The organism is Neobacillus niacini, from assembly GCF_046591715.1.
GTDB classification, from domain to species: Bacteria; Bacillota; Bacilli; order Bacillales; family Cytobacillaceae; genus Neobacillus; species Neobacillus niacini_L.
In genome coordinates this window covers 103,222-117,394 of the sequence record NZ_JAWVNQ010000008.1, presented here as the reverse complement: position 1 = coordinate 117,394, position 14,173 = coordinate 103,222, and the positions used below count along the sequence as shown (strand labels likewise).

The window sequence follows — 14,173 nt, the reverse complement described above, 5'->3', positions numbered from 1 at the left end:
AAAAAAGCCATCTTCTTTATTTAGAAGATGGACCTTTTCGCAAACCGAACTGAGCATTCAATTGTCCTTGGATCATTTTTCTTCGTACGTCATTTTGATTCTGGGCCTTCTCTCTGCGGAGCATTTCTTTTCTTATTTCATGCGTTTGGACACCATCTTCGATCTTGTTCGCGATTTCCACTAATAATTCTACATCTGCAAAAGAGTACTTTCTGCTGCCGCCAGGGGACCGCTCGGGGAAAATTAACCTTCTCTCCTCGTAATAACGAATTTGTCTCTCTGAAAGACCCGTAAGGTCTCTAACAACCCCAATTGTGATTACCTTTTTATCCTTATAAGAAGAATCGTTTGTCATTTTGTTTTTCACCACGCTCTATTGTGATTAGGATTTATGCATTATTTTATGTTAACTTTCCTTACATTGATTGGATTTTACTTCATTGGAGCATTAGGTAGTTTCGTTATTTTTACTGGAAATGTCTTTTGAAAAATACTTTGCAGTTCGCTTAATGTGAGGGAATCTAGATTGTGATTAGAGGCGTTATAAAGACCAGAGTCAATTAATCTATTAATGTAAAATAGTTTAAGCGTTTCGACGCCTTTACGCAATTGATTTGTCATTCCGCCGCCTTCCTCCCTTTTATTGAAGTCCTTTTTATAGTTTATAAATTAACTAAATTATTAGAATTTGTCAGGGAGTGTGTCAGAAACACTGACACAAATTTTTTTATTGTAAGAGGGAATCTAACAAAAGTAAAAAGAACCTGGCATGAGCAGCCAGGTTCCTAAAAATCGTTATTAATATTCTCCATCAAATGGTGTGAATGGGAAGTTGAAGCGTCTTTCGACTTGGCGGAGACGTTGATTCACACGCTGCAGACGGCGTTGAAGCTGGGTTACGTCACGTTGAAGTTGATTAATCTGTCTTTCCTGACGCTCATTTTGTCTCTCGAGCTGATTAATTCTGCGCTCAAGTTGTTGCGGTTGTCTGTCCGGATCATACACGTCATATTCCTGCTGTGGTTGTGCATACGGATCAAACTGGTCATATGGATTGTAATCAAACTGCGTTGGCGGTACTTGATAATAACCATAAGGATACATTGGGCAACTCTCCTTTTTTTCATTTACTACCCTATAGATTATGTAGTCATCCGCGGAGAGTGTGGGCATCTGCCTAGATAAGCTGGAATCATAAATGAAAAAATCCATTTAAATTAAATCATTATCCAATTAATACTATTTTCATATTGCAATTCTAGCGTATTAAAATAGTAAATTAATAATGTTTTACTAATAAAATATTGAATAAGGAAACAAAAAAAGTTATAATCACTTATATTCTAAAAATTTTAAATGTTTAAAAGATTGGTTTTTTAAAAAAATATTGGGGGGACTAAAATGAAGAAGAATTTAAAATTAGTAACAACGTTCTTGGTCATGGCTTTAATGTTACTTCTTACAGCTTGCGGTTCGAGTGAAACAAGTGGTAATGGGGACGATTCTGGTAACGAAAAGAAAAAACTTCGAGTCGTAACGGATGCGGCGTATGCCCCATTTGAATATCAGGACAAGGGTGAAATTGTAGGATTTGATATTGACATTATTAAAGCGGTTGCAAAAGAAGCAGGATACGAAGTTGATATTGCCCATACAGGCTGGGACCCATTATTTGTAGAATTAGAGAAGAAAATTGCTGATATCGGTATTTCTTCTATTACCATTAATGATGATAGAAAGAAAACCTATGATTTTTCTGTGCCATATTTCTTATCTACTAATAAAATCATGGTTCCAGAAGGCAGCGATATTAAAAGCGCAGAAGATTTAAAGGATAAAACAGTAGCCGTTCAAAATGCAACGACTGGACAAGAAGCGGTTGAAGGCCTTCTTGGTAAAAACAGCCCGCAAATTAAAAAGTTTAAGAATAACAATTTAGCTATTTTAGAGCTAAAGGGCGGCGGAGCTGATGCAGTAGTTGCTGATAACACAGTAATTGAAGAGTATGCGAAAAATAACCCAAATGATAAATTTATTATCATTGAAGATAAAGGCGCCTTTGCTCAAGAGTTTTATGGAATCATGTTTCCAAAAGGCAGCAAGTTAGTGGCAGATTTTGATAAAGCGTTAAATGAAATATTGGACAACGGGACTTATGCGAAAATCTATAATGAGTGGTTTAAAGTAGATCCTGATGTACAAATTCTAAAAGATCAACAATAAGAAGATAAATTGCGTAACTCCTGAAAACAAGAAGTTACGCAATTTTTGGTTTAACACCTTGTTTTACATAATTTAACATAGGATCAAGCGTATCGGTAGGGGGATTAATATGAATATTCAATGGGATATTTTGGCGGAATACGCACCCTTTTTTCTAAAAGGGACGCTGCTGACTATTGGACTATCGCTAGCAGGTATTTTGATAGGGACAATACTTGGATTGTTTATCGGCTTAGGAAAAATGATGAGAAATAAATTTTTATCCTTGCCGTTTAGCATTTATATCACTATTTTCCGTGGTACACCAATGCTTGTACAGATTATGTTAATCCATTTTGCGGTAGTACCCCTGTTTGCAGGAGAAACTAATGCTATCGCTGCAACGATATTGACACTATCATTAAATTCTGCAGCCTACATAGCCGAAATCTTTCGAGCAGGAATTCAATCCATTGATAAGGGTCAGATGGAAGCGGCCCGCTCTCTTGGGATGAATCATGTACAAGCTATGCGTTATGTAATACTTCCACAAGCTTTTAAAAGGATGATTCCGCCGCTTGGCAATGAATTTATTGTATTGATAAAAGAATCATCCCTTGCATCAATCGTCGCTGCACCTGAACTTATGTATTGGGGACAAGCCATGCAAGGTCAATATTTCCGTGTTTGGGAGCCATACATCACAGCAGCACTCATTTATCTAGTATTAACGCTTTCTTTAAGCTTCTTACTAGGCCGTCTTGAAAGGAGGCTGGCAACAGAATGATTGAAGTTAAAAATTTAAAAAAGTCATTTGGAACCAATGTTGTGTTAAGGGATATAAATGTGACCGTTAAGCACAAAGAAGTTGTGGTAGTTATTGGACCATCTGGTTCAGGGAAGTCCACTTTCCTCCGTTGTATAAATCTCTTAGAATCCATAACGGGCGGACATGTATTCATTGAGGGAATTGATATTACTGATAAGAAAACAGATATTAATAAAGTACGGACTGATGTGGGGATGGTTTTCCAGCAATTTAATCTCTTTCCTCACAAAAAGGTTATTGAGAATATCATGCTAGCCCCGATGAAAGTCAGGAATACTTCCGCTGAGGAGGCTAGAAAAAAAGGGTTAGAGCTTTTAAGAAAAGTAGGATTAGAGGATAAGGCTGAAGCGTATCCGGATTCTTTATCAGGCGGTCAAAAGCAGCGTGTTGCCATTGCAAGAGCGCTGGCAATGGAGCCGAAAATCATGCTGTTTGATGAACCAACTTCGGCGCTTGACCCTGAAATGGTCGGGGAGGTTTTGGAGGTTATGAAGCAGCTTGCCAAAGAAGGCATGACCATGGTAGTTGTCACCCATGAAATGGGTTTTGCGAAGGAAGTAGGAGATCGTGTCATTTTTATGGACGGCGGGCTTATTGTTGAAGAAAATGCCCCAAATGAATTATTTGATCATCCTAAGGAAGACCGAACGAAAGCCTTTTTGAGTAAGGTATTGTAACACAGGGAGGCGAAATGCCTCCTATTTTTTTTCAATCATTTAGACTTCAAAGTCAAAAACGTCCACTATCTTGTCTGCTTTTATGCGGTTTTGACAGAGTTTAAACAGCTGGTGGAAAAATTCCTCTACTTCGAGGGAAGAGGGAGGAACTTTTATTTGTATGGTTGTTGAGCCAAACACTTGCTTGAAATAGGATTTTCTTTGAAGGTTTTTCCCATCCCGTTTTAAAGGATTGTACTTCCAAACGATATGGGGAATTCCATCTATTTCCTCGATTACTCTCAGCTCTGCAGCTGTGGTTGATTTATTATGTAAGTAAATAACTAAATAATAGTTGTCATTGCGGTGCCAATCAATGAATAGAAAATAATAGCTGGTGTCGCTATCTACACGAGTAACCTCAAATCCTGCTAAGGTTTGTTTACCATTTGTCCATTGATGAAACCGTGGTAATGTACCATTAACGGTTTCAAGCTTTTTAATTTCATATGCACCAGTTTTTGAATTTACAATCAAATTTGCTAGGTGAATTGCTGCTTCCTTTTCCACGGTAAATTACTCCTTTTGGCAGATTGAATTCATTATACTTTGAAATATGATAAAAGTAGAAGCACCCTGCATATTTAGAGCAATGTATCCAAATTGAAATATAACTGAAACCTTAATAAAAAAATCATTTGGTAGAATCGATATAATTGGGACTAAAAATGCATATATCGTTCGAATTGTATAGAGGAATAATTCTGCCTCTTTCCCATATGAATACGATAGAAGTGGTGGTAACTGGAGGGACGGAAATGACGTTGGAAAGTCAGTTAATCAAAAAGTCTTATTATCAAATGTATATAAATGAACATGATAACGTACAGCCGATACGTGAATTAGGTGATGCGTATCAAGAAGAGCTCCAAAAGGACCTGCCCGATTTAACATCGATACGCTTCGCACAGGGAGAAATCTATTTTCATAATCGAGATTATGAAGCTGCTATTTTCAAATGGGAAAATATTGCCGGGGAGCTTGAACTCTGGGCCAGGAAAAATATTGCTGATGCCTACTATGAAACTGGTCTCCTCTCAAATGCAGAGGATCTTTATCTTTCGATTGAAACCAATAATCTTACACTAAAGACAGAAGTGGCTTTGCAGCTATTTTCTCTCTATATTGACCGGGGGAAGCGTGAGGAAGCGGTTGAGATTATCAAAAGAACGATTGATTCAAATCCTGATTATCCAAATGTAACCAGCATTGCCCGTACCTATTTTGAGGAACAGCAGGATTGGAATCATGCGATTGAGCTAGCGCTGAATGAAGCGAAACGAACGGGTTCACTTGAATGGTTTGATACTGTGAATTCATATGTAAACAAAGGCGTTACAAAAGGCTTACATCCAAACTATTTCCTTCAGGGCCTCTTTGAATTATATGCCCTGGATTCTGGGATGTTTGAAGAGCTTACTGCGTCTCTTTGGAACAGTTATAGAAGTGAAGAGTCCTATTTTACGTGGCTAAAAGAATTAAATCATTTACTTTTTAATCTGGAAATCAGTAGAAACAATCATTTTCAATTGCTTTCTGGGCTCCATCATGAAACGTATTTTGGATTAATAAATGGGAGCCACAGTATTAAAACTCTAGAAGATCTCGTGCCTGATTTATTAACGAATTGGCTGCGCTTATCATCAGCTAAGCATACTGTCCTAGCGTCAGCGGCGGTTTTATCCTGGAATGAGCTATTTCCAACAAGTATTAGTATGTCTATCGTTAATGAGGCTGAAAATCTTATTGGCGAAACAGAAAGTCATATTAATGAATTAGAGGAATGTTTAACTCTGTTTGAATCTATTATCAGCTGGGCACATAGCCAAGAAATGGGTGAGAATAACAGACTCAAATGGATGGTTCAGCAATTGAATGATTTTGATACCCATCATTTGTTGATTACCGGTTTAAGCGGCAGCGGGAAATCTGCTTTCATTAATACAATCCTGGGGGAAGAGATACAGGATAGCCCTACATCGTCGCTCGTTATGTTTAAAGACTTTGAAAGCTTAAATATCTATGAAATAAACGATCAGGAGACGATGGAACTCACAGATTTCACAGAGTTTCAAGAGCGGATGGACCGTCGCCGAAATGCGCTAGAATCGATTATCGAATTCCGGCAGCCTTTTCCATTTTTGTATGAGCAGAAGCTTTCACTAATAGAAACGCCGGGTCTAAAAGGAAGCCATCAAGACCGCTTTGAAGTGCTGCAGTATCTTCATATGGCAGACAGTCTATTATTCGTCTTAGATGCAAATGCTCCGTTTACCGATAAAGAGAAGGGAATCCTGTCACAAATACATGAACTTGCTCCGGATATTCCCGTCCATTTTCTACTGAATAAGATGGATACAATTGTGAATGAGCAGGAAGCAATAAGAATCTTCGATGAAACAAGGTCTAGAATTGAAGCTTATTTGCCTGAGGCACAAGTATTTGCCTTTTCTTCTCAGTATGAAAGCGGACAGCAGCTCGTTGAACTAAAGAGTTTTATCAAATCGATTAAAGATAAAAGAAATATTGCTGATAAACGTTTGGCAAAGCTTTTATATTTCATTCGAACAACTATTTCAAGGCTGCTGCAAAAGAGAATTGATGTTGAGAATCAATTAATTGAGTCAGTTCGCTGGAATGAAGAAGTAGTGATGAAGTTAAATGGTGCTCTTAATCAATTGAAGGATGCAGAGTCACAAAAGGTTAAAGCAATCAAGAGGTCCTATCAGAGCATAAAGGAAAACATTCAAAATGAAATTGAGGCCGCTGTGCCTAAAATGCTTCAGGAATGTTCAGAGCTCATTAAAGAAGACAGTAATTTTAGTAGTATTCATCTCGAATTAAATGATGTGATGAATAGCAAAATACAGGATTACCTGGAGAAGGAAGTCATGCCGAAGTATTATTCATCCCTTCAAGGATGGATCGCCGGCGGTAAAGAGGAGTTTGAACAAGGACAGGAATTTCTGCTTGAAATGGCTGAGGGCTTAAATAGTCTGTATGGAGAAGATAAAATTCAGATACAATGCGATTTTAAAGTACTTGATGATTGGCGCAGGGATACAGATAGAATGACCAGTCGCTTCCAATTAGAAAAGGTAAATATTTTACTTCGCAACACTCCGTCACAATTCTTATTAAAAAGTGCAGGGAAACTTTTCGGGGCACTGTCTCAAAATAAGGCGCTGCTTTATAACAGATACAAAGCATTTGTGAAAAATGAGGAATACACAGAAAGTACTGAGGTTGTTATTGAACGTTTCTTCCAGCAGTTTGAGCTTTTTGAAAAATCATTGGAACGAGACATTACGATGTTCTTTAAACAGCCAATGAACATGCTGCAGGATGCAATCGAAGAGTCTCTTTCTCAAATAACAACAAATCAAGAAATATTGAAAAAAATGAATACAAATCCAGAAATGTTCCGTGATCCATTAACCTTATTTGAAGTTAGACTGCGTCAATTTGAATGGACAACAGTAGCGGGGAAGGGTGTACAAACGATTTACTAATAAAAGAAGGGTGCCTCGAAGTGTGAGGCACCCTTTCTTGTTCGATTATACAAAAGCAGCAATGATAATTCCCATAACGGTTAACGCAACGATATGGTAACCTGCACTAATGAAAAATAATGTATAATTGCGGCTTTCAAAAAAGGTAGGGGATAATTCCCTAAAGGCAGCAATTAATCCAATCAAAAACCCGAATAATGCTCCATCTAATATGGTTACCGTATCTAATAATTGAATAAATAAGGACAGAACAACGGCAGTAAAAATCCCCCCGAGTGTGGTTAATCCATAACCAACGTATGCTCCATTGGGATCAATATCTTCCATTTTTTTGCCTAAGGCTCTAACCCAGATATTCGAAAAAAGAAGTGGAGAATACCATAGTGCGCCAATTACCATATTTGAAGCCACTGCTAAAATGATCGCTAAAATACTAACATTTGTGAAATCCATCTCGTTTACCCCTTATAATTTTCTGTGTATTTGGTGTATCATATTATGATACTGCTGCTATAACAAAAGCAGTTTACAAACCCTTTTCTTCAACCAGTTTTAGTAATAAATCAGGTCGATTGGTCAATATTCCATCAGCACCTGCATCAAGAAGTTTTTCCATCACATCAGGGTCATCGATGGTCCAATAATGGATTTCCATTCCAAGCCGATGTGCTCCATCGATTAATTTCTGGTCTGTTAAATCAAAGCCGCTGTCTTCCATAGGGATTTGAAAAGCATCAACTTTTGGTACGTAAAGATTACGCAGAAAGAATTTATGAGTTATCACAAAGTTTTTAACCTCTTGTCTTCCAGCGGAAACAGCGACCCGGCCTTTTGCGTACTTATCAAATGTCTTAAGAATGTCTTGGTCAAAGGAACCGATTAGAATTCTTTCTTCCATTTGGTATTCTTCAATTAGATCCCACAATTTAGAAGCAATTTCCTCTATTCTTTCAGGTGGATTGTCATCTTTTATTTCTATCTCGATTTTTATGTTAGGGAAGGTTTGAAACATTTCCTCAACCGTTGGAATATAGGCACCCTTGCCGCGGAAACTGTGGTTACCATCTAAATCTTTAAAATAATAACCTGCATCCAGCTCTTGAATTTCTGCTAAGGTTAGATCTGCCACATTTCCTTTACCATTAGTTGTTCGGTCGACACTCCGGTCGTGGATCGTAACCAAGTGTCCGTCTTTGGTGATATGTATATCTGTTTCAAGGACATCCACACCCATCTCCGCAGCATTCATGAAGGCGGTCATCGTATTCGAAGGCGCTAACAACTCACCGCCTTGGTGAGCGATAACCAATGGCCGTTCATGATTAAAAAAGCTTTTCTGTTTGATTTGTTTAACGGGGAACAAATTAATCACGACCAGAAAAATGAGAATCGCAGATAGTATTAATTTCATGGATAGGAAAAAGGTATGCTTTTTCCGTGTTCTTTTAACCGGGACTTGTTGCATATGGCTTCTCCTTTAGCTAATAACCTTTAGTAAAATCTACTAGATTTACAGCCGGCTGATTGCTGGATAAATAGTTTTTTAAGTTTGGGATCAGGATATCTTCAATAACCCTTTGATCATAATGCTGTGTTGAACCAGAGGTGTGAGGGGTAATAATCACGTTATCCATTTCCCATAAAGGACTATCCGTTGGTAATGGTTCTTGTTCGAAAACATCCAAACCGGCACCGGCAATCTGTCCTTTTTGTAAAGCTGCAATCAAATCCTTTTCAATTACGATTTCACCGCGACCGATATTGATAAAGAAAGCTGATGACTTCATGAGGCCGAATTGTTCGGCGCCGAATAATCTAGTGGTATCTTTAGTTAACGGGAGCGTGACAACCACATAATCACATTGGGGAAGGACGTCATCCAATTGATTTGTGGTGTACATTTCATCAACGAATGGTTGAGGTTCTCCTGAATGGCGGACCCCAAGGACCTTCATTCCAAATGCCTTTGCAATTTTAGCAGCTTCTTTGCCAATTGTTCCAACCCCTATAATTCCTACCGTTTTTTCGTGCATTTCAAGCTTCATGCCAGAATGGTGCCATTTTCTTTCTTGTTGGTTTCGAACATATGTATGAATCTTTCTCGTTAAGCTTAGCATTAACCCAAAGATGGTTTCAGAAATTGGATATGCATGCACGCCATTCGCACTTGTTAAGAAGATATTTCTAGCTTCTAGTGAATCCAGCGGCAGACTGTTTACACCAGCACTCCAAGTTTGTATCCATTTTAGCTTTGAGTGTGGACCAAGGCAATCTTTCTCCATCCCTTTTTTCCAGCCTGCAATAATTTCCGCGTCATGTAAATGATCCTGCCAAATCTCTCTATCTTTTCCCATAATGATATTCCAATCTGGGATTATGTCTGTAATCTGTTCCATTAGTTTCCGTTCTAAATTCTGCGTTATAACAAGTTTCCGACTATTCATAGAATTCCTCCAAATGGACATTGTTTACTATTAATCATAACGGAATTTACTGAAAAATGGTAATAATCCTTTAAGATTAATAGTGATTTTGTGAGGATTTCTGGTTTTTCTTTTATTTGTTCTATGCTATTATTTAGTGATACGAAATATGTAATAATTGCCCAAATCTCAATTGTAGAGATAGTCAGTGAGGTGTTTTCTTGAAAGAACGTTTGTGGACTAAATCTTTTATTATGTTAATGGTTGGAAATCTATTTGTGTTTATGTCTTTTCAAATGCTTATTCCAACCTTACCGCCCTATATTAAGTCGATTGGGGCCAGTGGATTGGAAATTGGTCTTGTTACGGCGTTGTTTTCAATAGGTGCTGTCGTGATTAGACCTTTTATCGGACATATGCTTGAGTATAAGCATAGGAAATCACTTGTATTAATTGGAGCCGTCGTCCTGTTGCTTATTACCATTCTATATCCGATTTCAAGGATTGTGATGATATTTTTGTTTATTCGGTTTGTGCATGGTCTGGCGTGGGGTTGGTCTACAACCGTAAATGGTACAGCTGCGGTCGATGTTATACCATTTTCTCGTCTTGGTGAAGGAATGGGATACTTTGGGCTTTCAACTACAATTGGTTATATCGTTGCTCCTAGTCTGGGAATCTTCGTATATAATGTCACTACTTTTACGACTTTAATTATAATTTCAAGCATTTTAGGTTTTATTTCTGTAGTTCTGCTTGCACTTGTTCGTTATCAAACACCTGAAGCAGTTGTAAAAACCAAAAAAGAGAATCTTACTTTTTCCTACTTTGGTTCATTAGTGGAAAAGTCGAGCTGGTTTCCATCCCTAATCACGCTGATTATCTGTCTTGGCTATGGTACGGTCTCAACTTTTATCGTTATTTATGGAGAAGAAAGAGGCCTCGATCAAATCTTTTTATTCTATATTCTTAATGCCATAATTGCCACAGTAGCTAGACCGTTTGCAGGAAAGTGGTTTGATGAAAAGGGTCCAATCGCGATGGTCTATTTCTGTATTTGTGCAACGTTTGTTGGTTTGTGGGTCTTATCCTATGCACAGACCAATTTCATGCTTGCTGTCGCAGGCGGATTGTTTGGACTAGGCTTTGGCTGTGCGTTACCAATCTTACAATCGTGGACATTGTCGATGACGCCAGAGAATCGAAGAGGTGTGGCAAATGGAATGTTCTTTTCATCCATAGACTTAGGAATTGGTTTAAGCGGTATTATTTTCGGTACACTGGCCCAATTCGTCGAAACTGCCAATCTTTTCCGAATGAGCAGTTTGTTTTTGATCATTGCTATTATTTTAACAGTGATAGATGTACGGAAAAAGCGAGTCACGCATAAGGAAAGGGCAGTATAAAAAGAAAGGTCAGTCCTCTCAATCTATGAGGGAACTGACCTTTTCTATTTAATTAAACCTCTTGTTTACGTCTTCTTTGTATCTTCAATGTAACATATCCTGCCAAAAGAACAACTGAACCAAATGCAACCAAATTGTAAGCGGGTGATGCCGTATTTGGTATAGCATGACCAGTACCGGCTGCTGGCTGTGCTGGTGTATTGTTTACTGGCGTTGGTGTTGGTGTTGGTGCAGGAGTTGGTGTTGTTGGTTTTGGATTTTCAACTGGGGTTTCTTTGATACTACTAATCGTAATCACTTTCACCATTTCCTGGCCATAACCATCTAGTACATATATAGAATAGGTGCCATTTTCTGAAACCTCAAATTTGTTATCAATGATCTTCTTACCTAATTCTTTTCCTTCTTCATCATAGAAGCTTTCAGCACTTTTTTCTCCTTCCAGCCACATCATGGAAAGAACCTCTTCGGCATTTGTCAGGACTTCAATTGTAACAGAGTCAGTTGTTTCTTCAGTTGGTGCGGAAATTTCAACTGTAAGTTCTTCCGGTAATAATGAAAGTAAAACATCAGTAGCCAATTTAGCTAATACTGCTTGACCTGTAACATTTGGATGGATGTCAGAAGGAATAATATAATTTAATTGGTTATTATCGAATGCGCCTTTAGCGTCTACAATATAAGTGCCAGGAATAGCAGCAAAAGAGTTAATAACAGATGCATTAACATTTGTTACAATTTGCTCGCCAATATTATGTAGGAAAGCATTGAATAGAACGTCGCTTTGTGCAAAAGGATTGTAGATATTATAAAGAATAATAGGCGCGTCCGTATTAAGGCTTCTAATTTTACCAAATATCTGTTGTAGATTAAGACCTAGCTGCTGTGAAGCTGCTGTAACCTTTGGTAAAAGGGTTGAAGGATCTACAGGCGTTCCATTTTTAATGATGTCAGAAAGGCCGACTGCTCCCATAATATCATTGCTGCCAATATCTAATGTAAAAACATCAGCATTTTGGATGGCTGCTTCATTAGCTGGGTCATTAACTTGTGTTAATATATGTGAAGAAGTCCAACCGCCGCCGCTAATATTCGTTACATTGAAATATCCTTCGGCAATGATTAAATTTGGAAATGCCTTTAGTGATTTCTGGGTATTACCATTTGTATCATCAAGGTTCCAGCCATAGGTAATGGAATCACCTAAAGCGACAAGGTTAGGCTTGTCTATGTTTTCTTCTGCAAAAGCAAATGAGGTAAAGAAAGTACTAAAGGCTAACATAAGTGTTAATAAAACTGAAAGTCTTTTAAACTTCATTTAAAAATTTCCTCCCATCAATATTTTTTATTGCCAAAATCTATTATAATCCACTAATTTTCGAATATTCAATATATATCATTCTACAAAATGTGCAAAAAGGCCTATGACTTTACTAATATAGAATTTATACTTTGGTAAATTATTTCTACTTAAATATTCTAAAAATTCTATACTTTTGTTACAATAGGTTGGGGTGATTTTTTTATTACAAGGAGGAGCAAATATGAATATTGGTAGTCTTTTATCTCAAAATGCAAGAAAGTTCCCTGACTTACTAGCTATTGAATGTGAAGGCCGCAGTTATACCTACCGCCAATTTAATGAGGAGGTTAACAAACTAGCACACGGTCTGATCAAAATGGGGGTACAAAAGGGACACAAACTAGCTTTGATGATGAAAAATTCGGACCACTTTGTTTTTACTTTTTTTGCGGCCGCGAAAATAGGTGCTGTTGCTGTACCTATTAACTTTCGACTGACCTCCTCAGAAGTTCACTACATATTGCAGCAATCTGAAGCTATGCTAGTTGTATGTGACCTAGAATTTGAAGAAATCATCACAACGGGCAAAATGGATACCGATGTCAGGAGAGTTATTACAATCGGAGATCCACAGACTGTTGGTTACCACTCTTATGTAAGCGCTTTATCGGAGGATGTTGAAGAACCCAACAATGAGGTCTCTGAAGAGGATGATTTAGAAATCCTATATACATCAGGGACAACTGGCCGTCCCAAAGGAGCCTTGTTCGACCATAAAAGAATTTTTAATGTAGCAATATCTGTCACCATTAATATGGGATTACGGCCGCATGAGCGTATCCTTCATACAGCACCACTCTTCCATTCTGCACAGTTAAATCTTTTCCTAATTTCAGGTGTTGCACTAGGGGCAGCGCATATTATTCACCGTGATTTTCATCCAGTCAAAACGCTTCAGACCATTCAAGAACATAAAATTACTCACTTCTTTGGTGTTCCAGCCATGTTTAATTTCATTCTACAAGTACCCAATGCAGCAGACTACGATTTATCTTCCATCCGAAGGTGTGGATATGGAGCCGCTCCAATGGCGCCCGAACTAGTAAAAAAGAGTATTCAATTATTTAAAACCGATCAGTTCTATAACCTCTGCGGTTTAACAGAAGGCGGGCCTGGGGGAATTCTATTAGATCCAGAGGGGCATAAACTTCATCTTGGGAAGGGAGGAAAACCTATTTTTCTAACAGAGACTCGCGTAGTCGATGAACAAGGTCATGATGTGAAACCTGGCGTAGTAGGTGAATTCATTATTAAAAGCCCTATGGTGATGAAGGAGTACTATAAAAAGCCAGAAGAAACGAAAAATACGATAAAGAAAGGCTGGCTGTATACAGGCGACCTCGCAACCATTGATGAAGAGGGCTATATTACCCTTGTCGACCGTAAAAAGGACATGATCATTACGGGTGGTGAAAATGTTTATTCAGTTGAAGTCGAAGGGGTATTGTTCGAACATCCTGGGGTCCTTGACGCCGCCATTATCGGCCTGCCGGATGACACATGGGGTGAGGCTGTCTGCGCCATTATTGTTCCAAAAGAAGGAACTGTCCTAGATGAAGAGGAGATAAAAAGCTTCTGCAGGCAAAAGCTGGCTGGCTATAAAGTCCCAAGGAGAATCTTTATTGAAGAGCAGTTACCAAGAAATGCATCTGGAAAAATACTAAAATATCAACTTCGGCAAAAATTAAATCAAGTGAATGCTTAAAAAGCATGCAGTTACTA

Annotated in this window: 14 protein-coding genes; 6 read left to right on the top strand and 8 right to left on the bottom strand. The window is 38.2% G+C overall.

What is annotated here, in order from left to right:
* Window positions 1-16 precede the first annotated feature (16 nt).
* From SFC47_RS18450 to SFC47_RS18440, 3 genes are all read right to left on the bottom strand, one after another.
* On the bottom strand, window positions 17-355 hold the full coding sequence (locus tag SFC47_RS18450) for a MerR family transcriptional regulator (RefSeq protein WP_411255787.1): 339 nt from the start codon (window positions 353-355) through the stop codon (window positions 17-19).
* Between the two features lie 77 nt (window positions 356-432).
* Complete coding sequence (locus SFC47_RS18445) at window positions 433-621, bottom strand: Fur-regulated basic protein FbpA (RefSeq protein ID WP_411255786.1); 189 nt, start codon at window positions 619-621, stop codon at window positions 433-435.
* 177 nt (window positions 622-798) lie between these two features.
* Complete coding sequence (locus tag SFC47_RS18440) at window positions 799-1,104, bottom strand: hypothetical protein (RefSeq protein WP_411255867.1); 306 nt, start codon at window positions 1,102-1,104, stop codon at window positions 799-801.
* A gap of 297 nt (window positions 1,105-1,401) precedes the next feature.
* On the opposite strand from SFC47_RS18440, the gene SFC47_RS18435 reads away from it, so the two are divergent.
* The 3 genes from SFC47_RS18435 to SFC47_RS18425 all read left to right on the top strand — a co-directional run bounded on the left by SFC47_RS18435 (window position 1,402) and on the right by SFC47_RS18425 (window position 3,708).
* A complete protein-coding gene (locus tag SFC47_RS18435; protein ID WP_411255785.1) occupies window positions 1,402-2,223 on the top strand; it encodes a basic amino acid ABC transporter substrate-binding protein in 822 nt (273 codons plus the stop codon).
* A 109-nt stretch (window positions 2,224-2,332) separates the two neighbouring features.
* Window positions 2,333-2,989, top strand: coding sequence for an amino acid ABC transporter permease (locus tag SFC47_RS18430; RefSeq protein ID WP_411255784.1), 657 nt, complete (start codon window positions 2,333-2,335; stop codon window positions 2,987-2,989).
* Entirely contained in the window at window positions 2,986-3,708 is a 723-nt protein-coding gene (locus SFC47_RS18425; protein WP_411255783.1) for an amino acid ABC transporter ATP-binding protein, read from the top strand. The genes SFC47_RS18430 and SFC47_RS18425 overlap by 4 nt, the downstream gene beginning before the upstream one ends.
* A gap of 39 nt (window positions 3,709-3,747) precedes the next feature.
* On the opposite strand, the gene SFC47_RS18420 is transcribed toward SFC47_RS18425, so the two are convergent.
* On the bottom strand, window positions 3,748-4,257 hold the full coding sequence (locus tag SFC47_RS18420; protein WP_411255782.1) for a hypothetical protein: 510 nt from the start codon (window positions 4,255-4,257) through the stop codon (window positions 3,748-3,750).
* A gap of 209 nt (window positions 4,258-4,466) precedes the next feature.
* Between SFC47_RS18420 and SFC47_RS18415 the strand changes: the two genes are divergently transcribed.
* Window positions 4,467-7,259 carry a dynamin family protein gene (locus SFC47_RS18415; RefSeq protein ID WP_411255781.1) on the top strand — a complete coding sequence of 931 codons (2,793 nt, stop codon included), beginning with the start codon at window positions 4,467-4,469 and terminating at the stop codon, window positions 7,257-7,259.
* 45 nt (window positions 7,260-7,304) lie between these two features.
* Here SFC47_RS18415 and SFC47_RS18410 read toward each other — a convergent pair whose 3' ends face one another.
* The 3 genes from SFC47_RS18410 to SFC47_RS18400 form a co-directional block, all read right to left on the bottom strand.
* Complete coding sequence (locus tag SFC47_RS18410) at window positions 7,305-7,712, bottom strand: DUF1761 domain-containing protein (RefSeq protein WP_411255780.1); 408 nt, start codon at window positions 7,710-7,712, stop codon at window positions 7,305-7,307.
* A gap of 73 nt (window positions 7,713-7,785) precedes the next feature.
* Window positions 7,786-8,724 (bottom strand): glycerophosphodiester phosphodiesterase family protein, encoded by a 939-nt coding sequence (locus SFC47_RS18405; protein WP_411255779.1) that lies wholly within the window; start codon window positions 8,722-8,724, stop codon window positions 7,786-7,788.
* A gap of 16 nt (window positions 8,725-8,740) precedes the next feature.
* Complete coding sequence (locus SFC47_RS18400; protein WP_411255778.1) at window positions 8,741-9,703, bottom strand: D-2-hydroxyacid dehydrogenase; 963 nt, start codon at window positions 9,701-9,703, stop codon at window positions 8,741-8,743.
* Between the two features lie 200 nt (window positions 9,704-9,903).
* On the opposite strand from SFC47_RS18400, the gene SFC47_RS18395 reads away from it, so the two are divergent.
* Entirely contained in the window at window positions 9,904-11,088 is a 1,185-nt protein-coding gene (locus SFC47_RS18395) for an MFS transporter (RefSeq protein WP_411255776.1), read from the top strand.
* Between the two features lie 52 nt (window positions 11,089-11,140).
* Here SFC47_RS18395 and SFC47_RS18390 read toward each other — a convergent pair whose 3' ends face one another.
* Complete coding sequence (locus tag SFC47_RS18390) at window positions 11,141-12,406, bottom strand: GDSL-type esterase/lipase family protein (RefSeq protein ID WP_411255775.1); 1,266 nt, start codon at window positions 12,404-12,406, stop codon at window positions 11,141-11,143.
* A 226-nt stretch (window positions 12,407-12,632) separates the two neighbouring features.
* Between SFC47_RS18390 and SFC47_RS18385 the strand changes: the two genes are divergently transcribed.
* Window positions 12,633-14,156 carry a class I adenylate-forming enzyme family protein gene (locus SFC47_RS18385; RefSeq protein WP_411255774.1) on the top strand — a complete coding sequence of 508 codons (1,524 nt, stop codon included), beginning with the start codon at window positions 12,633-12,635 and terminating at the stop codon, window positions 14,154-14,156.
* Window positions 14,157-14,173: the final 17 nt, after the last annotated feature.